General features: G+C 65.5%; 15 protein-coding genes and 1 tRNA gene. 5 read left to right on the top strand and 11 right to left on the bottom strand.

Annotation, left to right across the window (positions count from 1 at the left end; translation table 11 throughout):
• The first annotated feature begins 80 nt into the window (after nucleotides 1–80).
• The 3 genes from BMI86_RS14115 (at nucleotide 81) to mnmH (ending at nucleotide 2067) form a co-directional block, all read left to right on the top strand.
• Entirely contained in the window at nucleotides 81–287 is a 207-nt protein-coding gene (locus tag BMI86_RS14115; RefSeq protein ID WP_078520385.1) for a DUF2892 domain-containing protein, read from the top strand.
• A 146-nt stretch (nucleotides 288–433) separates the two neighbouring features.
• A complete protein-coding gene (locus tag BMI86_RS14110) occupies nucleotides 434–1018 on the top strand; it encodes a L,D-transpeptidase (RefSeq protein ID WP_078541961.1) in 585 nt (194 codons plus the stop codon).
• Nucleotides 1018–2067 (top strand): tRNA 2-selenouridine(34) synthase MnmH, encoded by a 1050-nt coding sequence (gene mnmH, locus BMI86_RS14105; RefSeq protein WP_078541960.1) that lies wholly within the window; start codon nucleotides 1018–1020, stop codon nucleotides 2065–2067. Before BMI86_RS14110 ends, mnmH begins: the two co-directional genes overlap by 1 nt.
• Nucleotides 2068–2240: 173 nt before the next feature.
• On the opposite strand, the gene selD is transcribed toward mnmH, so the two are convergent.
• The gene (gene selD, locus BMI86_RS14100; RefSeq protein ID WP_078541959.1) at nucleotides 2241–4406 is read right to left on the bottom strand and encodes a selenide, water dikinase SelD; all 2166 of its coding nucleotides are present in this window, start codon (nucleotides 4404–4406) and stop codon (nucleotides 2241–2243) included.
• 137 nt (nucleotides 4407–4543) lie between these two features.
• Here selD and BMI86_RS14095 point away from each other — a divergent pair.
• A tRNA-Met gene (locus BMI86_RS14095) sits at nucleotides 4544–4620 on the top strand.
• 76 nt (nucleotides 4621–4696) lie between these two features.
• Here the strand turns inward: BMI86_RS14095 and BMI86_RS14090 are convergent.
• The 10 genes from BMI86_RS14090 to xdhA form a co-directional block, all read right to left on the bottom strand.
• Nucleotides 4697–6886: an OmpA family protein gene (locus BMI86_RS14090; RefSeq protein ID WP_078541958.1), complete on the bottom strand. Its 2190-nt coding sequence runs from the start codon at nucleotides 6884–6886 to the stop codon at nucleotides 4697–4699.
• 161 nt (nucleotides 6887–7047) lie between these two features.
• Nucleotides 7048–8334 (bottom strand): FAD/NAD(P)-binding oxidoreductase, encoded by a 1287-nt coding sequence (locus tag BMI86_RS14085; RefSeq protein WP_078541957.1) that lies wholly within the window; start codon nucleotides 8332–8334, stop codon nucleotides 7048–7050.
• Between the two features lie 216 nt (nucleotides 8335–8550).
• Nucleotides 8551–9636 (bottom strand): BMP family ABC transporter substrate-binding protein, encoded by a 1086-nt coding sequence (locus BMI86_RS14080; RefSeq protein ID WP_078541956.1) that lies wholly within the window; start codon nucleotides 9634–9636, stop codon nucleotides 8551–8553.
• Between the two features lie 55 nt (nucleotides 9637–9691).
• A complete protein-coding gene (locus BMI86_RS14075) occupies nucleotides 9692–10624 on the bottom strand; it encodes an ABC transporter permease (protein WP_078541955.1) in 933 nt (310 codons plus the stop codon).
• Entirely contained in the window at nucleotides 10621–10956 is a 336-nt protein-coding gene (locus BMI86_RS14070; protein WP_078541954.1) for a hypothetical protein, read from the bottom strand. The genes BMI86_RS14075 and BMI86_RS14070 overlap by 4 nt, the downstream gene beginning before the upstream one ends.
• The gene (locus BMI86_RS14065) at nucleotides 10953–12032 is read right to left on the bottom strand and encodes an ABC transporter permease (RefSeq protein ID WP_078520376.1); all 1080 of its coding nucleotides are present in this window, start codon (nucleotides 12030–12032) and stop codon (nucleotides 10953–10955) included. The genes BMI86_RS14070 and BMI86_RS14065 overlap by 4 nt, the downstream gene beginning before the upstream one ends.
• Nucleotides 12029–13543, bottom strand: coding sequence for an ABC transporter ATP-binding protein (locus BMI86_RS14060; RefSeq protein ID WP_078541953.1), 1515 nt, complete (start codon nucleotides 13541–13543; stop codon nucleotides 12029–12031). Before BMI86_RS14060 ends, BMI86_RS14065 begins: the two co-directional genes overlap by 4 nt.
• Nucleotides 13540–14475, bottom strand: a complete 936-nt coding sequence (xdhC, locus tag BMI86_RS14055) for a xanthine dehydrogenase accessory protein XdhC (protein ID WP_078541952.1) — start codon at nucleotides 14473–14475, stop codon at nucleotides 13540–13542. The genes BMI86_RS14060 and xdhC overlap by 4 nt, the downstream gene beginning before the upstream one ends.
• Nucleotides 14472–16751: a xanthine dehydrogenase molybdopterin binding subunit gene (gene xdhB / locus BMI86_RS14050; RefSeq protein ID WP_078541951.1), complete on the bottom strand. Its 2280-nt coding sequence runs from the start codon at nucleotides 16749–16751 to the stop codon at nucleotides 14472–14474. Before xdhB ends, xdhC begins: the two co-directional genes overlap by 4 nt.
• A complete protein-coding gene (xdhA, locus tag BMI86_RS14045; RefSeq protein WP_078541950.1) occupies nucleotides 16748–18118 on the bottom strand; it encodes a xanthine dehydrogenase small subunit in 1371 nt (456 codons plus the stop codon). Before xdhA ends, xdhB begins: the two co-directional genes overlap by 4 nt.
• A 245-nt stretch (nucleotides 18119–18363) precedes the next feature.
• On the opposite strand from xdhA, the gene dnaE reads away from it, so the two are divergent.
• Nucleotides 18364–21864, top strand: a complete 3501-nt coding sequence (dnaE, locus tag BMI86_RS14040) for a DNA polymerase III subunit alpha (protein ID WP_078542101.1) — start codon at nucleotides 18364–18366, stop codon at nucleotides 21862–21864.
• The last annotated feature ends 2 nt before the right edge of the window (nucleotides 21865–21866 follow it).

Genomic DNA, 21866 nt, shown 5'->3' with positions numbered 1-21866 from the left:
ACATATGCAAACAATTGAATTTGTCGTGAGGAACTGTTATATCTTCTGACAACGTAACCTTTTTCGTGGAGTGCCCTCGAATGAACCTCGACCGTGCGATTTTTGCCTTTGCTGGCGTGATGATCCTAATCTCGCTGCTGCTGGCCGTTTATGTCTCGATGTACTGGCTGTGGTTCACCGCCTTCATCGGCGCGAACCTGCTGCAATCGGCTTTCACCGGCTTCTGCCCGGCTGCGATGATCTTCGGCAAGTTCGGCATCAAATCGGGCTGCGCTTTCGGTAAGTAATCGACAAAGCGGCAACGATTGGCGCTGGCCTTTTTCTGACCCGAGACCAAATTCTTGAGAGGGTGGGGCGGCTTTGCTAGCCTCACCCTTGGTTTGTGTCGAACGCTTTGCCGGGAGACGCCGCAGGATTTTGCAGGAGTTTGATCATGGATCGCCGCGCTTTTCTTCTTTCGCTGGCCGCTTTGCCCTTCGCAAGCCTGCCCGCTTTCGCCGCAAGTGAGCCTGCGCAAACTATTGAGACCGCGCCCGCGAAGCGCTGGCCGATCGGCTCGCAATATTACCCGACCAAGGTCACGGTGAAACCCGATCTGCCGGTGGGCTCGATCATCATCGTCTCGGATAAGTTCTTCCTCTATCACATCACCGCGCCGGGCGTGGCGATGCGCTATGGCGTGGCCGTGGGCAAGGATGAGCTGAAGTTCCGCGGCACCGCGACGGTGGCGCGCAAGGTCAAATGGCCGAGCTGGACGCCCACGCGCGAGATGATCGAACGCAATCCGGCTTACAAGAAATACGAGGACGGGATGAAGGGCGGGCCGGAAAACCCGCTCGGCGCGCGGGCGATGTATCTCTATCAGAACGGGCGTGACACGGCGATCCGCATCCACGGCACGACCGAACCGCGGTCGATCGGCCATGCGGTCTCGAACGGCTGCATCCGGATGGTGAACGATCACGTCATCGAGCTGTTCAACAGCGTCCCCGTCGGCACGCAGGTCACTGTCTACTGATGAAACTTACCTCGATTGCCGAGGTCGCCGCGCTCGATTTCGACACGATCATCGATGTGCGCTCACCTTCGGAATTCGCCGAGGATCATATCCCCGGCGCCATCAACCTGCCCGTGCTCGACGATGAGGAGCGCGCCCGTGTCGGCACGATCTACAAGCAGGTCGCGCCTTTTGACGCCCGCAAGATCGGCGCGGCGCTAGTGGCGCAGAATGCCGCCAAACATCTGCAGGGGCCGCTGGCCGATAAGGAAGGCGGCTGGCGGCCGCTGGTCTATTGCTGGCGCGGCGGGCAGCGGTCGGGGTCTTTCGCGACGATCCTCAAGCAGGTCGGTTGGCGCGTGGAGCTTGTCGAGGGCGGCTACAAGGCCTTCCGGTCGCTGGTGGTGGAGGCCGGGCTTGCCGAGCTGCCCTGTCCGGTGGTCGTGCTCGATGGCAATACCGGCACCGCGAAGACCGACATCCTGAAAGCCGCGCGGGCGCAGGGTGCGCAGGTCATCGATCTGGAGGGGCTCGCCAACCATCGCGGCTCGCTCTTCGGGGCGATGGAGGGCGGTCAATCGAGCCAGAAGGATTTCGAATCGCGGCTGATCATGGAGATTGCGGCGCTCGATCCGGCGCGGCCGGTGCTGCTGGAGGCGGAAAGCTCCAAGATCGGCGATCTGCAGCTACCCGCCGGGATCTGGGCCGCGATCAAGGATGCGCCGCGCCTGCGGGTCAGGGCGCCGCTGTCGGAGCGGGCGGAGTATCTGGCGCGGGCCTATGCGGATATCACGGCGGATGCCGATCGGTTGCTGGCGGTACTCGATCAGCTGCGGCCCTTCCAGCCCGCCGAGCGGATCGCGGCGTGGCAGGCACAGGCCACGGCGGGGGAATATGCGGCGCTGGCGGGCGAGCTGATGCGCGACCATTACGATCCGCGCTATGAGAAGCACCGCGCGCGCCATGTGGAGCGGGAGCGGGTGATCGAGGCGCAAAGCCTCGCGCCGGAGGCGATCGAGGGGCTGGCTGCGCAGGTGGTGAAAGAGGCGCAGGAGATGGCGGAGCGCTGAGGGACGCGCCCGAGCCTCGGGCGGGCGCCCACCTCGATGCGTGGCTGGGTGATTTATTTAGCAAGCCCGAAAGACCGTTAGGCCCGCGATGCCATCGCCAATGCGCCCTCCCGGAGGGAGGGTCGGGCGCGGCCCGGGCTGGTCGCCCGTGCCGGAAGAGAGATGCGAGGCACTCACCGCACCCGCAGGAACGCCGGACCCTCCGCAATCACCCCGATCTGCGCGGCGCGGTAGCCTGCCGCGTCCAGCTTTGCCAGAACTTCCGCCGCCTGAGCCTCCGGCACGCTCGCCAGCAGCCCGCCCGAGGTCTGCGGATCGTGCAGCAGCTCCGCGCGTGGTCCCGGCGGGGCGGTCATACGGCCTGCGCAATTGGCGATGTTCTGCGGCAGAAGCGTCGAGTGCTCGCCTGACTCGGCCAAAGCCTCGGCCCCGTTGAGCAGCGGGATCGCGGCAAGGTCCAGCTCTGCCGAGACGCCAGACGCCTCGCACAGCCCCAGCAGATGCCCGGCGAGGCCAAAGCCCGTCACATCCGTCATCGCCGAGGCCACGGGCGCGAGGATCGCGGAGGCCTCGGCGGAACTGCGGCCCATGCTCTCCAGCGCGCCTGCCACCACCTCGCCCGGCGCGTGTTTCGCCATCTCGGCGGCGAGGATCACGCCCGTTCCAAGCGGCTTCGTCAGGATCAGCACCTCGCCGGGCGTCGCGCCATCTTGGCCCAGCGGCCTCCCTGCCAGCCCGGTCACGGTGAAGCCCAGTGTCAGCTCCGCGCCCATCGAGGTGTGCCCGCCGACGAGGTCGCAGCCCGCGTCGCGGAAGGCCTCGGACGCGGCGCCCAGCATTTCGCGCAGGGCCCGCGCGCCCAGTTCCTCGGATTGGCGGGGCAGGGTGACCTGGGCGAGGGCCGCCTGCGGGGCCGCGCCCATCGCCCAGGCGTCGCTCATCGCATGCAGCGCCACGATCCGGCCCAACAGCCACGGGTCCTCGGTGAAGGCGCGGACGTGATCGGTGGTGAAGGCCTGCGTTTGCGTGCCGCAAGACAGCACGGCGGCATCGTCGCCCGGACCACTCAGCACATCGGCGCGAGCGGGCGCGGGCAGATCGGACAGCGCCTCGCGCAGCGCCTGACCGCCGAGCTTCGCGCCGCAGCCGCCGCACATCGGTTTGCTGCCCAGCACCTCCGCGATCCCTTGCGCATGCTCGCGCGGCAGGGGCGGCGTCGGCATCGCGGGCAGATCGTGGACCTTCGCCATGAACTTGCGGTCAATGTGGTCCTTCCACCGCCACAGCCATTTCCCGTTCAGCGGCAGGCCCCATTTGTCCGCCACCGCCTGTTTGCCGCCCGTGGAGATCAGCTTCAGATAATCGCGTTGCGGCTGATAGGTCTTCATCGGTCCGCCTGACGCCGCCGCGCGCAGGTTGGCGAAAAGCGGCTTCGCTTCGCGCACCGCATAGACGCCCGCCTTGGGGCGCGGCGCGTGGCTGAGATGTGCGATGTCGCCTGCGGCGAAGATCGCGGGGTCGGAGCTTTGCAGCGTCGGGCCGACCGTGACGAAACCGTCGGTCAGATCGAGCCCGGTCTCGGGCAGCCAGTCGGCGGGTTTCGTGGCGCCCGTGCCGATGATGAAATCGGCCTCGGCTGTGCGTCCGCCTTCCAGCAGGAGCCGCCCTTTTTCCGCGCCGATCAGCGCCGCGTCGGTCTCGATGGTCACGCCGAGCCGCGCGCAGTGCGCCAGCATCGCGTTCCGAGCGCCGGTGCCGAGCGCGCGCAGCGCCTCGGGTGCTGCCTCATAGACCGTGACCTGCGCCTGCGGCAGACGGTGAGCGCAGGCCATCGCGAGCTCCACCCCCGCCACGCCGCCGCCGACCACGGCGACCTTCGGCGACTCGGGCGGATTGGCTGCGAAAGCGTCCCAGGCATCGGCGAAAGCGTCGAGCGGCTTCGCGGGCGCGACGTGGTCGAGAAAGCCCGGAAGTTGCGGCATCTCGGCCGTGATCCCGATATCGATCGAGGCCACGTCATAGGCGATCGGCGCACGCCCTGGCACTTCGATCAGCCGCCGCGCCCGGTCGAGCCCCGTGGCGCGCCCCAGAACCAGCCGCGCGCCCGCATGCCGCGCGAGCTTCACCAGATCGAGCTGCAGCTCGTCGCGCGTGTAATGCCCCGCGACATGGCCCGGCAGCATTCCCGAATAGGCCGCGGAGGGGGTTGGATTGATCACGGTCAGCCGGACACCCGGCAGCGGGTTCATCCCCCACATCCGCAGCACCAGCGCATGGGTATGTCCGCCCCCGATCAGAACGATATCGCGTGTCAGAGGCAGGGCAGGGGCGGCGTGCATGGTCTCTCCTTTTCCCCTCATGCCTAGCCTTTGCGCGCGGCTTCGCCAATTCCCAATATGCCGCAGCGAAATGGGGGCAATTTTCCCGCAAAACGTCCTTGACTGGACGATCCGCTTTGCCTAGTTAGCCCCCCAGTGGCTAGGTAGCTCAGCTGGTTAGAGCACACGACTCATAATCGTGGGGTCGGGGGTTCAAGTCCCCCCCTCGCCACCACTCCTCCCCCTCTTTCGGGAGAGATGCGAAAAGGGCGCCCCGCAGGGCGCCCTTTGCTTTTGTCTCAGGCTCAACCTCAGTTCGAGGCGGTGCGCAGAAGATCGGTGATCCGGCGCACCACGGCACGGCGGTTGGCTTCCGAGGCACCTTCGGTCTGCACCTTCAGGTCCTGCTCGCCATAGCCCTGCACCACAAGGTTCTCGGCGGGGACGTCGAAATACTCGCTCAGAGCCAGCGCAACCGATTCCGCGCGACGGTCCGAGAGCGCGAGGTTGTAGGCGGCGCTGCCGACGGCGTCGGTATGGCCTTCCACGAGGAACAGCTCGCGCGGGTTCTCGTCGATGCGCTGCTGGATCGCCTGACCCAGAGCCGAAAGGGCCTGCGCCTGATCGGGCTGGATCGCTGCGGAGCCGGTCTCGAAGTTGATGTTCTCGACCGAAATCGCGGGGGCGAGATCACGCACCGGGGTGATGTTGCGCACCTGCGAGAGCGTGAAGGTACGGTCGATGCCGCTCTGACGGGTCAGCGCATCACGGAGCGCTTGCTCGTTGCTGGACGAAACCGTCGCGACGGGCTTGGGCTTGGGAAGCGCCGAGACGTCGACCGGATCGGCGCCGCGCGCGTCGTCGACTAGCAGGTACTGCGTGCCGTCGGGCTGGACCAGCGTCCGCTTCAGGATCTGACGCTGGGCGTCATAGACGGTGACGATCTGGCTACCATCTGGCTTGGTCACGATCGTGCGCGACGAGCCGTCCGCGTAGTCCTGCGTGCGGATTTTCGAGCCGGGCTGACGCAGCAGCGCGTTGTCGTCCTTCACCAGCTGGTAGGAGCCGTCGGGCTGTTGCACCACAACGCGGTCGCCCGAATTCACGGCCACTTTCGAGCCGTTGTTCAGGATTGCCCCCACGGCGAGCGCCCCAAGACCGGAGAGCGCGGCGGTTTCCAGCGTGCTCAGACGGTCTTTCTTTTTCTTCTTCGACGAGTCGGTTTGCGCGGTTGCCTGCGCCTGAGCGTCGGGCTTGGCGTCGACCGAGGTCGCGAAGTCTTCGGATGCGCTGCGCGCGGTGTCCTCGGTCACCGTCTCTTCGGTGGCATTGGCGGTGTCGGTGCTGTCAGTCGGCGCGTTGAGCGCCTCGTTCTGCACCGCTTCGCCTTCGATCGCGGCTTTCGTATCGGTCAGCGCGTTCTCCAAGAGCTTCGTCGCCTTGGTGGCCGCGGTGTCTTGCGTGTCCGCCTGCTGATCGGTTTCGGCATTGGCGGTCGTGTCCGCGCTGGCCGAGCCGTCTGCAGTCGCGTCGGCATTGGCGGCCTCGTCCGGCTGGATCACCTTCGGCTCGACTTCCGCGCCGGACCCGCCGTTGCCTTCCTGCACGACCTGCGTGTTGGAAGTGGTGTCCGTCGAGGTCTCGCCTGCAGGTTTCGCCTCGGGCTCTGCCGTCGCGGTGCTGTCCGCCTGGGCCTCCGAGTTCTCCATCGCGTTTTCGGTGGTGGCGGTCACCGGGGCAGGGGCGTCCTGCGAGGTGGTGTCGGGGCTGAGCGTGTTCGTCGCCTCGGCGTCCGTCTGGTCGTCGGCCGCGGTGGTGGCATCGTTCGAGCCATCAGCCGTTGCGGTGGTCGCGCCATCGGTTTCAGCCGTAGCGGAGCCATCGGTTTCTGCGGTGGTCTCTGCGTCTGCGGTCGTATCCGCCGAGGTCGAGCCATCGGTGTTTGCGGTGGCCGAACCGTCGGTCTCTGCCGGTGCCGCAGCATCGGGCTGCGGGTCGGTGGCAGCGGCTGCGTCGGTCTCGGCAGAGGCATCGGCATTCGCATCGGTATTGGCATCCGTCGTCGCAGCGGCGGCTGCGTCGGCGTTGGTATCGGTGCCCGTGGTCTCGGATTGAGTGGTCACATCCGCGCCGCCTTCGACTGCGGCTTTCGCGCTGGCGTCGGGGGTGTCACCGCTCGCAGCCGGGTCCTGATCGGCGGGCGGGGCTGCGCCTTCGATCGCGGCTTTTGCGGCCTGATCGGCTTCGCTGTCGCTCATCGGCGCGTCGGCATTCGCCGGATCGGTGCCTGCCGCAGCTTCGGCGGAGCCATCGGCATTTGCCGCGTCGGCCTCGCAATCGGCTTTCGCCTTATCCATCGGGGTGCCATCGGCGACCGCCTTCGCGATGCATTCAGCGGCGGCGGTATTGCTATCCTGGGCAAGCGCACTGAACGGCAGGATCGCCGGGCTCAGCGCGGCGAGGCCGGCAACGAGCGCGGTGGTCGTCTTCAACGTCTTCATGTCGTCTCCCTTTCATGCGGCATCTGGCCGCGTGTCGGGGGTTCAAACGTCTCACAGACCCGTGTGTTCCGGCGCTCTGCTGACCATCGGCAGGAATCAGCACGGGGCGGACCTGCTGGCCCGCCCCGTGATTTGCGAAGATAAACCTGTGCCGGTGCGGCTCAGTGGGTCTTCTTGACCGCTTTCAGCTTGTCGATCCCGAGCATCTTCATCGCGGTCTTCTCGTAGAACGGCTCCGAGGTGCCTTTGCGCAGTTTGCGCATGAAATACTTCTCGAAACCGATCTTGGCGAGGTGGACCCATTTGCCCTGGCTCGACCAGTTGACATTGCGCGGCGGAAGCTGCGGCTGGGCCACGAAGGCGATGCCGCTATCGCCGAAATCGGCCAGACAGATCGCGTTCCAGGTGCCGGTCTCGTCGGGCTCCTGACCTCGCACGATATTGCCGAGGTTATGCGCGGTGGCGGTGACCATCGACTCGATCATGAAGCCGGTTTTCGGCACGCCGCAGGGCACCGGGGTCGGCCCCATGGGCGGAATAGCGATGCCGACGCCGATGCCGAAGACGTTTTGGTATTTCGGGTTGCGCTGGTGCTTGTCGACGATGACGAAGCCGCGCGGGTTCACGAGACCTTCCAGCCCCATGACCGCCGGGATGCCGCGGAAGGGCGGCAGCATCATCGAGTATTTGAACGGCATCTCATGGGTCGCCTTGACGGAGCCGTCATCGGCGATCTCTTCGACATGCATCACGCCGTCTTCGACCTTCTTCACGCGGCTCGAGGTCATCCACTTCATGTGCTTGTCGCGCATCGCGCCTTCGAGAAGGCCCTTGGTGTCGCCGACGCCGTCGAGGCCGAGATGGCCGACGTAAGGCTCGGAGGTGACGAAGGTCATCGGCACTTGATCGCGGATCTTCGCCCGGCGCAGCGCGGTGTCGAGGATGAAGGCGAATTCATAGGCTGGGCCGAAGCACGACGCGCCTTGCACCGCGCCCACGATGATCGGGCCGGGATCTTCGCAGAAGCGCTTGAAGGCGGTGCCGGCATCCTCAGCGTGATCGACATGGCAGACCGAATGGGTGAAGCCGTCGGGCCCGAGCCCTTCGATCTCGTCGAAGGCGAGTTCAGGGCCGGTGGCGAGCACGATGTAATCGTAGGAAACCTCGCGGCCATCCTCCAGCTCGACCTTGTTGTCATCGGGGTGCAGGCGCTTTGCCGCGACCGGGATGAACTTGATGTTCTTCTTCTTCATCGTCGGTTCGAGATCGACGGTGATGTCCTTGCGGTCGCGCCAGCCGACGGCGACCCAAGGGTTGGAGGGCACGAAGTGGTACTTCGGGTCCTTGGTAATGACGGTGATTTCGTCTTCCTTGCGGACTTGGTCACGCAATTCATAAGCCATGATGGCGCCGCCAAGACCTGCGCCGAGCACCACGATATGTGCCATTTTGTTCCCTCCCGTTACCCGGTCATCAACTTGTCACGTCTAACTCGATAGATGCAATTGTTTGAATGTGTCAAGAAGACCCGCCTTTCAAATCCTGCGACGAATCAGCCTGTGGAACAAGTCTGACGCTAACGTGAAGTGAAAAGACACTTGTGAAACAACGAAAAAGGGCCGGCGCGTGGCCGACCCTTTCCTATTCGCATCAGTAGGACTGACTTACTTCGGCGGCTCTGCCGTGATCCCCTCGACGTAGAAGGTCATCGAGTGAAGCTGATCGTCGGTCGCCATTTCGCCATCGGCGAGGAAGGCCGTGCCGTCCTGCTTGTTCAGCGGACCGGTGAAGGGATGGACCTTGCCCGAGCCGATATCTTCCTTGAGCTGCAGCGCCTCTTTCTTGACGTCGTCCGGCACGGCCGAGGAGATCTCGCCGATCTCCACCATGCCGCTGTCGATGCCGCCCCAGGTGGCTTCCGACTTCCACGAGCCGTCCATGACCGCACCGACGCGCTCGATGTAATAGGGCGCCCAGTTGTCGATGGTCGACGCGACGCGCGGCATCGGCGCGAAGCTCGACATATCCGAGGCCTGACCGAAGGTGATGACGTTGCCCGCTTCCTGAGCTTTCGCCTGCGGCGCGGTCGAGTCGGTGTGCTGCAGCAGCACGTCCACACCATCGGCGATCAGGGCTGCGGCCGCGTCGGCCTCTTTCGCCGGATCGAACCAAGTGTAAGCCCAGACGACTTTCATTTCGACGTCGGGGTTCACCTTCTTCGCGGCCAGATAGGCGGAGTTGATGCCCTGATAGACCTCGGGGATCGGGAAGGAGCCGATATAACCGATCTTGTTGGTCTTGGTCATGCGGCCGCCGATGGTGCCCTGAATGGCGCGACCCTGGAAGAATTTCGCGTCATAGGTCGCGACGTTGTCGGCGAGCTTGTAGCCGGTGGCGTGCTCGAATTTCACGTCGGGGAATTTCTTGGCGACGTTCATCACCGCGTCCATGTAGCCGAAGGAGGTCGCGAAGATCAGCTTGTTGCCGTCCAGCGCCAGCTGGGTCAGCGCGCGCTCGGCATCAGGGCCTTCCGGCACGTTCTCGATGAACGAGGTCTTCACCTTCTCGCCGTATTTTTCTTCGATCGCCTGACGACCTTGGTCGTGCTGGTAGGACCAGCCCATGTCGCCGACGGGGCCGACATAGATGAAGCCGATTTTCAGCGGCTCGTCAGCGGCGAAAGCCGGGACGCCGACGCCCGCGACGACGGCCGTTGCGGCGGTGGTTTTCAAAAAGGATCTGCGGTTCATCGCGTTACTCCAAGTTGGGTGGCGGGCCTCTTGATGGGGCCCTTCGAGAGATGCCTCAGCTCGAGGCGTGGAAAGACTTGCCGAGGCTGGCAGGCGCGGCCTGCACGCCGTGGCGGTGAATGGCGGACAGGATGACCAGCACCACGATGGTGATGACGTAAGGGGCCATCGAGAGGATATGCACCGGGATCGCATAGCCTGCGGCCTGCAATTGCAGCTGCAGAGCGGTGATGCCGCCGAAGAGGTAAGCGCCCAGCAGCACCCGCCACGGGCGCCAGCTTGCGAAGACCACGATGGCGAGTGCGATCCAGCCCGCGCCTGCGGTCATGCCTTCGGTCCATTGCGGCACGCGCACGAGGCTGAGATAGGCGCCGCCCAGGCCGGCCAGCGCCCCGCCGAAGGCCAGCGTGGCGAAGCGCACGGCGACGACGCGGTATCCCAGCGCGTGGGCGGCGTCATGGCTTTCGCCCACCGCGCGCAGGATCAGCCCGGCGCGGGTGGAGCGCAGCACGTACCAGACCACCGCGACGAGGATCAGCGAGAGATAGACGATCCAGTCATGGGAGAACAGGATGCGGCCCAGCACCGGAATATCCGAGAGCGGCCCGAAGTCGATCTTGGCCGTCGGCGGCGGGCGCACACCCTCGTAGCCCTTGCCGATCAGCGCGCTCAGGCCCAGCCCGAACAGCGTCAGCGCAAGGCCCGTCGCGACTTGGTTCGACAGAAGCTTCTGCGTCAGGAAGGCAAAAAGCGTCGCCAGCAAGGCACCGGCGATCGCGCCCATCAGGAAGCCCAGAACCGGGCTGCCGGTCGCGACGGCGGCGGCGAAGCCTGCGACCGCGCCCATGATCATCATCCCCTCGACGCCGAGGTTGAGCACGCCCGATTTCTCGGCGACCAGTTCGCCGGTCGCGGCCAGCAGAACCGGGGTCGATGCGCCCATCAGCGTCGCCGTCAGGGTGATGATATCGATGCCGCCTACGATCATAGTGCGCCTCCATGTCCCCAGAACAGAACCGGCCCCCAAGCCAGATAGCCGCCGACGAGGCCGACGATGAGCCCGGCCACAGAGGCGTAACGCTCGCGTCCATGCAGGGTGGGGCGGCGGGGCTCTTCGCTGTCGGGGCGCGCGCCGATGCGGTAGATCACCGCCCGTGAGGCTCCCAGCGCCAGCTCGAACACCACCATCATCACCACGCCGATCACCACGAAAGCCCAGAACGCCTGCGCCACCGCGAGCAGGTAGTACAGGCCCAACCCCATGACGGTGCCGCCAAGGAAGATGATCATCAGGCGCAGCGAAGGGAGTTTGCGCGTCATGCCGCGACCCTCCCGAAACGGATGCGGAAATTGGTCAGCACGTCGAAGGCCAGCAGGAAGAACAGCAGCATCCCCTGAAAGACCTGGATCGCCGCCGAGGGCAGGCCGAGCATCAACTGCGCCATGTCGCCGCCGATATAGGTCAGCGCCATCAAGAGCCCCGCCAGCAGGATGCCGATCGGATGCAGGCGGCCAAGGAAGGCCACGATGATCGCGGTGAAGCCGTAGCCCACGTTGAAACTGTCGGTGATCTGACCCGAGGGGCCGGAGACCTCGAACATGCCCGCAAGCCCTGCGAACGCGCCGCCCATCCCAAGCCCGAGCATCACCAGCCGCGCCGGGATCACGCCTGCGAAGCGTGCAGCCCGCGGCGCCTCGCCCGCGACGCGGATGCGGAAACCGGTGATATGGCGGTGCATCAGCCCATAGGTGAAGATCACCGCGATCAGCGCCGCGACGACGCCCCAATGCATGCCCGTGCCTTCGATCAGCTCGTGATTGAAGGCCGAGGGGTAGTCTTGCAGGTTGCGCGAGCCGGGAAAGCCGAAACCTTCAGGGTTCTTGAGTGGGCCGAAGGCCATATAGGCCAGCAGGTTCTCGGCCACGTAGACCAGCATCAGCGAGACGAGAATTTCCGAGGTGCCGAACAGCACCTTCAGCACCGCCGGGATCATCGCCCAGAGGAAGCCGCCAAGCGCGCCCAGCACGATCATCGCCGGGAACAGCCAGTGGCTCTCAGCCGGGTACATCTTCAGCGCCAGCCATGCCGAGAACAGCGCGCCCATGATGTATTGCCCTTCGGCGCCGATATTCCAGATGCCCGCGCGAAAGCCCACGGCGAGCCCGCAGGCGATCAGGATCAACGGCCCGGCCTTCACCAGAAGCTGGCCACGGAAATAGCTGGCATTGCCGCCGAAGAGCGGGTCCCAGAAGATCACGCGGATCGCCTCGACCGGGTGCTTGCCCAGTATCGCGAACAGGATGCCGCCCGCGATCATGGTGGCGATCACGGCGAGGAGCGGGGTCGCGTAGGACCAGAATTGCGACGGGGTGGGGCGTCGGACGAGGGTGATCATACCGCGGCCTCCTGCATCCCGTGCGCACCGCCCAGCATCATGCCGATCTCTTCGATCGTCAGCCCCTGGGTCGGGCGCGAGGCGCTCAGTCGGCCTTCGTTCAGCGCCGAGAAGCGGTCGGAGATTTCCATAAGCTCATCGAGGTCCTGACTGATCGCGATCACCGCAGCGCCTTTCGCGGCGAGGTCCAGCAGCGCCTGCCGGATTGACGCGGCGGCGGCGGCATCGACGCCCCATGTCGGCTGGTTCACCACCAGCACCGCGGGGTTTTGCAGCACCTCGCGGCCGATCACGTATTTCTGCAGATTGCCGCCCGAAAGCGCGCGGGCCGCGACATGCGAACCCGGCGTGCGCACGTCGAAGGCCTGAATGATCTCGTCGGCGAAGGTCTTTGCCGCGCCCTGATCGACGAAGCCGTTGCGGGTCAGCGGCTTGCGCATCGTGCCGGTGAGGATCGCGTTCTCGGTCAGGCTCATCGCGGGGACGGCGGCATGGCCCAGCCGTTCTTCGGGCGCAGCCAGCAGCCCCTTCGCGCGGCGGCCGTTCGGCCCGAGCCCGGAGATATCTTCGCCCATCAGGCTGACCGTGCCGGGGGCGGAGGGCCGCTCGCCCGACAGGGTCGCCAGCAATTCTTCCTGACCGTTGCCCGCGACGCCGCCGATGCCCAGCACTTCGCCCGCGCGCAGCTCGAGGCTGAGGTCTTTCAGCGAGGGGCCGAACTGCGACAGCGGCGCGAGCGACAGGCCCGAGACTTTCAGAACGACGTCGCCCAGCTTGCGCTCGGCCCGGTCGGTGACTTTCAGCTCCGCGCCGACCATCAGCTCGGCCAGCTCGCGCGCGGTCTTCTCGCGCGGATTGCAGCTCGCCACCACCTTGCCCGCGCGCAGGATCGTCGCGCCTTCGCAAAGCGTGCGGATTTCTTCAAGCTTGTGGCTGATATAGAGGATTGCGGTGCCCTCGGCGGAGAGCTTGCGCAGGGTGTGGAACAGAATCTCGACCTCTTGCGGCGTCAGAACCGAGGTCGGCTCGTCCATGATCAGAAGCTTGGGGTCCTGCAGCAAGCAGCGCACGATCTCGACGCGCTGACGCTCGCCCGCGGAGAGGTCGCCCACTAGTCGTGCGGGGTCTAGCGGCAGGCCGTAGGCGGTGGAGATCTCGCGGATACGCTTGGCAAGCTGGCGCATCGGCGGCGGGTTTTCCATGCCAAGCGCCACGTTCTCGGCAACGTTAAGCGCCTCGAAAAGCGAGAAATGCTGGAACACCATCGCGACGCCAGCGGCGCGCGCGGCGCGCGGATCGGCGGGCGCGAAGGACTGGCCCGCGAAGTGCATCGTCCCGGAATCGGGCTTCACCAGCCCGTAGATCATCTTCACCAGCGTTGATTTGCCGGCGCCGTTTTCGCCCAGCAGGGCGTGGACCTCGCCCGGACGCACCGAGAAGCCGACGCCGTCATTGGCCACGACACCAGGATAGGCTTTCGTCAGCCCGTCGATCTTGAGCAGCTCCGTCACCCGGCGCGTTTCCCTTTCCCCGTCGCCGCTTGCGCGGCGTTCAGCTCTTTCACTAGCCCGGTCGCTACCCCAAGGGCAATGGCTTGAGGATGCTTCCCCAAGGTCGGATCGCCTATCGGGCAGGCAATGCGCGAAATTTGTGCATCCGAATGACCGAGCGCGGCGAGGCGCTTGCGGAAGCGGACCCATTTGCTGTCCGACCCGATCAGGCCGAGTCCGCCGAAGCCATGGGCGAGCAGCCGGTGGCAAAGCTCCAGATCGAGAGAATGTGAATAGGTCAGCACGAAGTGGCGGGCCTCAGTTGGGGCGAGGGAGACCAGATCGGCCGGGTTCTCGGCGATCAGCGGTGTGACGCCTTCGGGTATCATGTCGGGAAACCGCTCCGCCCCGCTATCGGCCCAGAATAGCGCGAGGCCGGGAAGGGGGCTCAGCGCCCCGATCAGCGCGCGCCCGACATGGCCTGCGCCCCAGACCCAGATCGGGCTGGGCGGCGGCGCGACGCGTTCGATCAGCCAGTTCTCGACCAGCAGCGGCGGCGTCTCGCCGCGATCGCGGGCGCGAGCCAGCGCGCGGGTGACGGCCAGCGGCTCGGGCGTACCCGGCGTCAGAGGGCGTGCGTGCCAATCGCCCGTGATCTGCGCGACGGTGGTCCGGTCCATCCGCTCGTAGCCCAGCACCGCGGCCCCGCCGCAGCACTGGTTCATCGCGGGGCCCAGCGGGATTTTCTCGATCCCCGTCAGCCCGCCCCGCGCCTTCGCGATGGCGGAGAATTCCAGCGCGCCACCGCCGATCGTGCCTTCGACATGATCCGCCCAGACCAGCATCTCCGCCCCGTCTTCGCGCGGGGTGGAGCCTTGAGCGCGCGCGACCACGACACGGGTGAAGGCTCCGCGGTCTGCCGCGCGGGCGAGGGCTGCGGGATCGAGGCTCATGCGTCCCCCCTTGCCCGGTGCACGGCAGCCAGAACCGCTTCGGGCGTGGCGGGCGCCTGCAGATCGGGCCAGTTCGGGCCGCAGAATTTGCACGCGTCCTGCAGCGCGAGGAAGGCCGAGATCGCCAGCATGAAAGGCGGCTCACCCACCGCCTTGGAACGATAGATCGTGTCCTCGCGGTTCGGCTCGTCCCAGAGCGCGACGTTGAAAATACGCGGGCGGTCCGAGCAGGCGGGGATCTTGTAGGTCGAGGGCGCATGGGTGCGCAGACGCCCCTTGTCGTCCCAGACCAGTTCCTCGGTCGTGAGCCACCCCGCGCCCTGCACGTAGCCGCCTTCGATCTGGCCGATATCGATGGCCGGGTTCAGCGAGGCCCCCGCATCGTGCAGGATGTCGGTGCGCAGGATACGGTTCTCGCCGGTCAGCGTGTCGATCACCACCTCGGTCACCGCCGCGCCATAAGCGAAGTAGAAGAACGGTCGGCCCTGACCCTTGATCCGGTCCCAGCTGATCTTCGGCGTGGCATAGAAGCCGGTCGAGGAGAGCGATACCCGCGCCTCGTAAGCGAGCTTCACCAGCTTCGCGAAGGGCAGGGCGTGATCGCCCGCGCGCACCTCGCCATCGGCAAACGTCACGTCTTCCACCGCAGCGCCCGCGCTTTCGGCCATGAAACCCGCCAGCCGCGCCTTGATCGTCTCGCACGCGGCCTTCACCGCCATGCCGTTCAGATCGGCCCCCGAGGAGGCCGCCGTGGCGGAGGTGTTGGGAACTTTGTCGGTGGCCGTCGCGGTGATGCGCACATCCTCATCCGTGACGCCGAAGACCGAGGCCGCGACCTGACAGACCTTGCGATGCAGGCCCTGACCCATCTCCGTCCCGCCGTGGTTCAGCTGGATCGAGCCGTCGGCATAGACATGCACCAGCGCACCCGCCTGGTTCAGCTGGGTCAGCGTGAAGGAGATGCCGAACTTCACCGGCGTCAGCGAGATGCCGCGCTTCAGGGTCGTATTGGTGGCGTTCCACTCGGCCACGCGGGCCTTGCGGGCCGCGAACTCGGCGGATTTCTCCAACCGCTCGGTGATCTCGGGCAGGATGAAATCCTCGACCGGCTGGCCGTAATGCGTGCTCTGCCCGCCCTCGGGGTCGTAGTAGTTGCGCTTGCGCAGATCGAGCGGATCGATCCCCATCACATGGGCGAGGTGATCGAGCGCGGCTTCCGTGCCGATCATGCCCTGCGGGCCGCCGAAGCCCCGGAAGGCCGTCGCGCTTTGGGTGTTGGTGCGCAGCCGGTGGCTCTCGATCTTCACATTTGGCAGGTAATAAGAGCTGTCGCTGTGCAGCATCGCGCGGTCGCAGACCGGCAGGCTCAGGTCGGGCGACCAGCCGCAGCGGGCGAGATGGGTGAACTCGGCCGCGACGATCTTGCCCTCGGCATCTGCGCCGAGCCGGTATTTGATCCGGAAATCATGGCGCTTGCCGGTGATGACCATGTCGTCGTCGCGGTCGTAGCGCATCTTGCAGGGCCGCCCGGTGGCACGCGCGACCACGGCGCAGGCGATGGCGAGCGCGTTGCCTTGGCTCTCTTTGCCGCCGAAACCGCCACCCATCCGGCGCATCTCCACGCGGACGTCGTGCATCGCGCAACCGAGCGCGTCGGCCACCTTGTGCTGGACCTCGGACGGGTGCTGCGAGGAGCAGCGGATCACCATCCCCTGATCGTCAGGCAGCGCGAGGGCGGCTTGCCCTTCGAGGTAGAAGTGCTCCTGCCCGCCCATGTCGAAGCTGCCTTCAACAATATGCTCGGCCTGCGCGAAGCCTTCGCCGGTATCGCCGCGCGCCCATGTGACCGGGCCGCCTTCAAAATGGCTGTTCGCGTCGAGCGCCTCATCGACTGTCAGGATCGCCGGACGGGGCGTGTAGTCGATCTTCGCCAGCCGCGCGGCCTTGCGCGCCGCATGATGGCTGGTCGCCGCGACCACGAAGATCGGCTGGCCGACGAAATGCACGACGCCTTCGGCCAGAACCGGTTCGGGTTCGGGCGCGGGCGAGGCGTTATTGGCAAACGGCATGTCCTCGGCCGTCAGCACCGCGACGACACCGGGCGCTGCGCGCACTGCGCTCAGATCGAGCGAGGCGATCTCGGCATGGGCCTCGGTCGAGAGGCCGAAGGCGAGGTGCAACGTGTTGCCGGGGCAGGGGATGTCATCGACGTAGCGCGCCGCGCCGGTGACATGCAACTGCGCGGAATCGTGGGGTTTCTTGGTGCCGACGCTCATGGTTGCACCTCCAGAATGGAGAGTGCGCCTTGGGCGTTGCGGACGTATCGGATCAGCATCGCCTTGGCGGCTTCCATCCGGTAGGCATCCGAGGCGCGCATGTCGGTGAGCGGCGTGAAGTCCTGATCCAACGCGGGCAAGGCGGCCGTGATCGCCTCTTCGGTGAAGGGCTGCCCCTCAAGCGCCGCTTCCAGTGCCGTTGCGCGTTTCGGGATACCCGCCATGCCGCCGAAGGCGATGCGCGAAGCGCCGATCTTGTCATCATCGCGCGGGATACTCAGCGCGCCACAGACGGCGGAGATGTCCTGATCGAAGCGTTTCGAGAGTTTGTAGCAAGCTAGATCGGGCGCGGATTTCGGGAAGCTGACGCTTTCGACGAATTCGCCGGGCGCGCGGTCCTGCTTGCCGTAGTCGAGGAAGAAGCTCTCAAGCGGGATCGTGCGGCGCGCCTCGCCCTTGCGCAGCGTCAGCTCCGCGCCCATCGCGATCAGGACGGGCGGGCTGTCGCCGATGGGCGAGCCGTTCGCGATATTGCCGCCGATGGTCGCCGCCTGTCTCACCTGTTCGGAGGCGAAGCGGCGGAGCAATTCGGCAAAGCTGGGGAGTGTGTCGCGGATCGCCTCGCGCAACGCGGCCAAGGTGACGCCCGCGCCGACGATGTAGCGGTCGTCGGTTTCCTCGATGATCTGCAGATCCGTGCAGTTGTTGAGGAAGGCGACCTCTTTCAGCTCGCGCAGCTGCTTCGTGACCCAGAGACCCACATCGGTCGCGCCCGCGATCAGCGTGGCGTCGGGATGGGCGAGATACCAGTCTGCCAGCGCATCCGCGCTATCGGGCAGGAAGACGTGATCGGCCTTTGGCGCGACGTCTGCCAGCTCAGGAACCGTGTCGTGCATCCATGCGGGCACGGCCTTGTCCTGCGCGGCTTCGGCGGCGCGGATGATCGGCGCGTAGCCGGTGCAGCGGCACAGGTTGCCTGCGAGCAGATCGTCGTGATCGCGGCGCCCATTGAGATGCCCCGCCGCCATCGTGGCGATGAAGCCGGGCGTGCAGAAGCCGCATTGCGAGCCGTGATGATCGACCATCGCCTGCTGAACCGGGTGCAATTCGCCCTTCGGCCCGGCGACGCCCTCGACAGTGCGCAGCGCGCGGCCGTGCAGATGGGGCATCATCATCAGGCAGGCATTGAGCGGTTTGGCGCCCTCCGCGTCGGTCACGATGACCGAGCAGGCCCCGCAATCGCCCTCGTTGCAGCCCTCCTTGGTGCCGGTCAGCCCTTCGGCGCGCAGCCAGTCGAGCACAGATTGCGTCGGATCGGTAAGCGTCACCGTCCGGGTTTCTCCATTGAGAAGAAACGTGATCTCCATACGAAAAATCCGCCGCCTTACCAGTCGTCCCTGCGGTCCCCCTCGATGCGGCGTAGAACGGGACCGGCCCAGCAAAGCCGATGCAGACAGGCTTTGGCAAGGGATTCGCGGCGGTGCGTTGCCTGAAACTTGATCCGGTGATCAAGAATTGGGCGCTCAGCCGCGCCAAGTGGTCGAGCGCAAAGCGTCGGGCGGACGCGGCGAGAGGCTGGCGCGGGGCGCTGCTACCCGCTAAATCTGGTGGCATGACCAGCCCCCGATTCATTCATCTGCGCGTCCATACCGAGTATTCATTGCTCGAAGGCGCCGTGCCCGCCAAGAAACTCGTGAAGATGTGCGAGTCGGCGAAGATGCCCGCTGTCGCCGTGACCGACACGAACAACATGTTCGCGGCGCTCGAGTTTTCCGTGACCGCGACGGGGGCGGGGCTGCAGCCGATCGTCGGCTGTCAGGTCTCGTTGGAGTTCGATCCGGCCAAGCCGGGCGAGCGTCCGCGCCTTCCCGCACCGATCGTTCTGCTGGCCCAGACCGAGCGCGGCTACGAGAACCTGATGAAGTTGAATTCGTGCCTCTATCTCGACAAGCACGGGGCGCTGGTTCAGGTCACGCTGGAGGAGCTGGAGCGGTATTCCGAGGGCCTGATCTGCCTTTCGGGCGGCCCAGACGGCCCCGTCGGGCGGTTGATCCGGAACGGCGCGAAGGACCGTGCCAAGGCGCTGTTGCAGCAACTTGCCGGGATCTTCCCGAACCGCCTCTATGTCGAATTGCAGCGCCACCCGGGCGAGGGCGGCACGCTGACCGAGGCCGAGATTGCGACCGAGCGGCCCTTCGTCGAATGGGCCTATGAGCTGGGTCTGCCGCTGGTCGCCACGAACGACGTCTATTTCCCGAAGCCCGCGATCTACGAGGCCCATGACGCGATGATCTGTATCGCGGAAGGCGCCTATGTCGATCAGATCGAGCCGCGCCGGCGTTTGACCCCACAGCACTATTTCAAATCCGAAGGCGAGATGGTCGCGCTCTTCGCCGATCTGCCCGAAGCCGTGGAGAACACCGTCGAGATCGCGAAACGCTGCGCTTTCTCGACCTATAAGCGCGCGCCGATTTTGCCGAAATTCGCCGATGACGAGGTGGTGGAACTGCGGCGTCAGGCTTGGGACGGGTTGCGCAACCGCCTTGACGTGATCCCGCATGCCGCTCCGGTCGAGGATTACGAGAAACGCCTGCAATTCGAGCTCGACATCATCGAGCAGATGGGCTTCCCGGGTTACTTCCTGATCGTTGCGGACTTCATCAAATGGGCCAAGGATCACGACATTCCGGTCGGGCCGGGGCGTGGCTCGGGCGCGGGTTCGCTCGTGGCTTACGCGCTGACCATCACCGACCTCGATCCGCTGCGCTATTCGCTTCTGTTCGAACGCTTCCTCAACCCCGAACGTGTCTCGATGCCGGACTTCGACATCGACTTCTGCATGGATCGCCGCGAGGAGGTGATCCAATATGTTCAGAATAAATACGGGCGCGAGAAGGTTGGCCAGATTATCACCTTCGGCGCGCTTCTGTCCAAGGCCGCCGTGCGCGACGTGGGCCGAGTCTTGCAGATGTCCTACGGGCAGGTCGACAAGCTGTCGAAGCTGATCCCGGTCGAAGGCGTGAAGCCCGTCAGCATCGAGAAGGCGCTGGCCGACGAGCCGCGCCTGCGCGAAGCGGCCCGCAACGAAGAGGTCGTGGCACGGCTTCTCGATTATGCGAAGGCCATCGAAGGGCTGCTGCGGAACGCTTCGACCCACGCGGCGGGCGTCGTGATCGGCGACCGTCCGATCGACGAGTTGGTGCCGCTCTATCAGGATCCGCGCTCGGACATGCCCGCAACCCAGTTCAACATGAAATGGGTCGAGCAGGCGGGTCTCGTGAAGTTCGACTTCCTCGGCCTGAAGACGCTGACAGTGATCCGCTCGGCGATGGAGCTGATCTTCAAATCGGGCCGTCCGCTGCATGTCGATGCCGCCGGTAATCAGCTCTACGAGCCTGCCGAGGGTGCGGAAAACCATATCAACGCGATCCCGCTGGATGACGAGAAGACCTACAAGCTCTACGCCGATGCGAAGACCGTCGCCGTGTTCCAGGTGGAATCGGAGGGCATGAAATCGGCCCTGCGCCAGATGAAGCCCACCTGTATCGAGGACATCGTCGCACTGGTGGCGCTCTATCGTCCCGGCCCGATGGAGAATATCCCGACCTATTGCGAGGTGAAGAACGGGCTCAAGAAGATCACCTCGGTCCACCCGACCATCGACCATATCCTTGAAGAGACGCAGGGCATCATCGTCTATCAGGAGCAGGTGATGCAGATCGCGCAGGTCATGGGGGGCTACTCGCTTGGCGGCGCAGACCTTCTCCGTCGCGCGATGGGTAAGAAGATCAAGGAGGCGATGGACGCCGAGCGCCCGAAATTCGAGGCGGGCGCGGCCAAGAACGGGGTCGACAAGAAGAAGGCCTCGGAGGTGTTCGACCTTCTGGAGAAATTCGCCAATTACGGCTTCAACAAATCCCACGCGGCGGCCTACGCGGTGGTGTCCTATTACACCGGCTGGCTTAAGGCGAACCACGCGGTCGAGTTCATGGGCGGCGTGATGAATTGCGATATTCATCTGACCGACAAGCTCGCGATCTATGCCGACGAGGTGCAGAAGAAGCTCGGGATCGAGATCATTCCGCCCTGCGTGAACCGCTCGCTTTCGACCTTCGACGTGGTCGATCAGAAGCTGGTCTATGCGCTGGGCGCGCTGAAGAATGTGGGCGTGGACGCGATGCAGATGATCGTGACCGCGCGCGGCGACGAGCCGTTCAAGGACCTGTTTGATTTCGCGCGGCGCGTGGACATGAAGCGGGTGGGCAAGCGCCCGCTGGAGATGCTGGCGCGGGCCGGGGCCTTCGATCTTCTGGACCCGAACCGCAAGCGCGTTTGCGAGTCGCTGGAATCGCTGATGGCGTGGTCGGGCGCGGTGATCGAGGCGCGCGAGTCGGCGCAGGTGTCGCTGTTCGGCGAGGCGGGCGACGATCTGCCGCCGCCGCGTCTGGCCGATACCGACGACTGGCTGCCGGGCGAACGTCTGGCCGAAGAACACAAGGCCATCGGCTTCTACCTCTCGGGCCACCCGATCGAGGATTACCTGCCCGCGCTCAAGCGCAAGAAGGTGCTGAGCTGGGAAGAGGTGCAGCAAAAAGCCGTGGGCGGTCCTTTCGTGACCAAGATCGCGGGCGAGGTCGCCTCGGTGCGCGAGAAGAAATCCGCCAAGGGCAACCGCTTCGCCTTCGTGGCACTCTCGGATGCGTCGGGGCCCTACGAGGTCGCCTTCTGGTCCGAGGCGCTGGAAGCCTGCCGCGATGTGCTGGAAACCGGCAACCTTCTGGTGCTGACCGTGAAGGTCGAGGTGGATGGCGAGTCGGTGCGTATGGTCGCCACTTCGGCCCAGACCGTGGAGAAGGCGACGGCGGATGCGGGGTCATCCGGGCTTCTTGTTCATATCGACAACAATGACGCGGTCGCCTCTGTTGCGAGCCTCGTCGAACGGGTCGCCCGCGAAGGGAAGGTGCATTCGCGCGGCCCGATCAGCTTCATGGTCTATGACAATGAGCGCGGCTGCCGCTACCAGATCACCGCGATGCCCGAGGCGCCGGTCAACGCACAGGTGAAAGGCGCTTTGCGCTCCTTGCGCGGGGTGAGCGAGGTCGAAGAGGTCTGAGC

It is taken from the genome of Thioclava sp. DLFJ5-1 (genome assembly GCF_002020115.1).
Taxonomy (GTDB): Bacteria; Pseudomonadota; Alphaproteobacteria; order Rhodobacterales; family Rhodobacteraceae; genus Thioclava; species Thioclava sediminum.
Note: the sequence above shows the minus strand (reverse complement) of the source record. Positions and strands in the feature narration are given on the sequence as shown.

What these genes read in the sequence shown, in the direction of transcription:
- BMI86_RS14075 (WP_078541955.1), bottom strand. Translation starts at nt 10,624, where the DNA reads ATGATCGTAGGCGGCATCGATATCATCACCCTGACGGCGACGCTGATG.
- BMI86_RS14070 (WP_078541954.1), bottom strand. Translation starts at nt 10,956, where the DNA reads ATGACGCGCAAACTCCCTTCGCTGCGCCTGATGATCATCTTCCTTGGC.
- BMI86_RS14080 (WP_078541956.1), bottom strand. Translation starts at nt 9,636, where the DNA reads ATGAACCGCAGATCCTTTTTGAAAACCACCGCCGCAACGGCCGTCGTC.
- BMI86_RS14085 (WP_078541957.1), bottom strand. Translation starts at nt 8,334, where the DNA reads ATGGCACATATCGTGGTGCTCGGCGCAGGTCTTGGCGGCGCCATCATG.
- selD (WP_078541959.1), bottom strand. Translation starts at nt 4,406, where the DNA reads ATGCACGCCGCCCCTGCCCTGCCTCTGACACGCGATATCGTTCTGATC.
- xdhC (WP_078541952.1), bottom strand. Translation starts at nt 14,475, where the DNA reads ATGAGCCTCGATCCCGCAGCCCTCGCCCGCGCGGCAGACCGCGGAGCC.
- BMI86_RS14090 (WP_078541958.1), bottom strand. Translation starts at nt 6,886, where the DNA reads ATGAAGACGTTGAAGACGACCACCGCGCTCGTTGCCGGCCTCGCCGCG.
- BMI86_RS14065 (WP_078520376.1), bottom strand. Translation starts at nt 12,032, where the DNA reads ATGATCACCCTCGTCCGACGCCCCACCCCGTCGCAATTCTGGTCCTAC.
- mnmH (WP_078541960.1), top strand. Translation starts at nt 1,018, where the DNA reads ATGAAACTTACCTCGATTGCCGAGGTCGCCGCGCTCGATTTCGACACG.
- BMI86_RS14110 (WP_078541961.1), top strand. Translation starts at nt 434, where the DNA reads ATGGATCGCCGCGCTTTTCTTCTTTCGCTGGCCGCTTTGCCCTTCGCA.
- xdhB (WP_078541951.1), bottom strand. Translation starts at nt 16,751, where the DNA reads ATGAGCGTCGGCACCAAGAAACCCCACGATTCCGCGCAGTTGCATGTC.
- dnaE (WP_078542101.1), top strand. Translation starts at nt 18,364, where the DNA reads ATGACCAGCCCCCGATTCATTCATCTGCGCGTCCATACCGAGTATTCA.
- xdhA (WP_078541950.1), bottom strand. Translation starts at nt 18,118, where the DNA reads ATGGAGATCACGTTTCTTCTCAATGGAGAAACCCGGACGGTGACGCTT.
- BMI86_RS14115 (WP_078520385.1), top strand. Translation starts at nt 81, where the DNA reads ATGAACCTCGACCGTGCGATTTTTGCCTTTGCTGGCGTGATGATCCTA.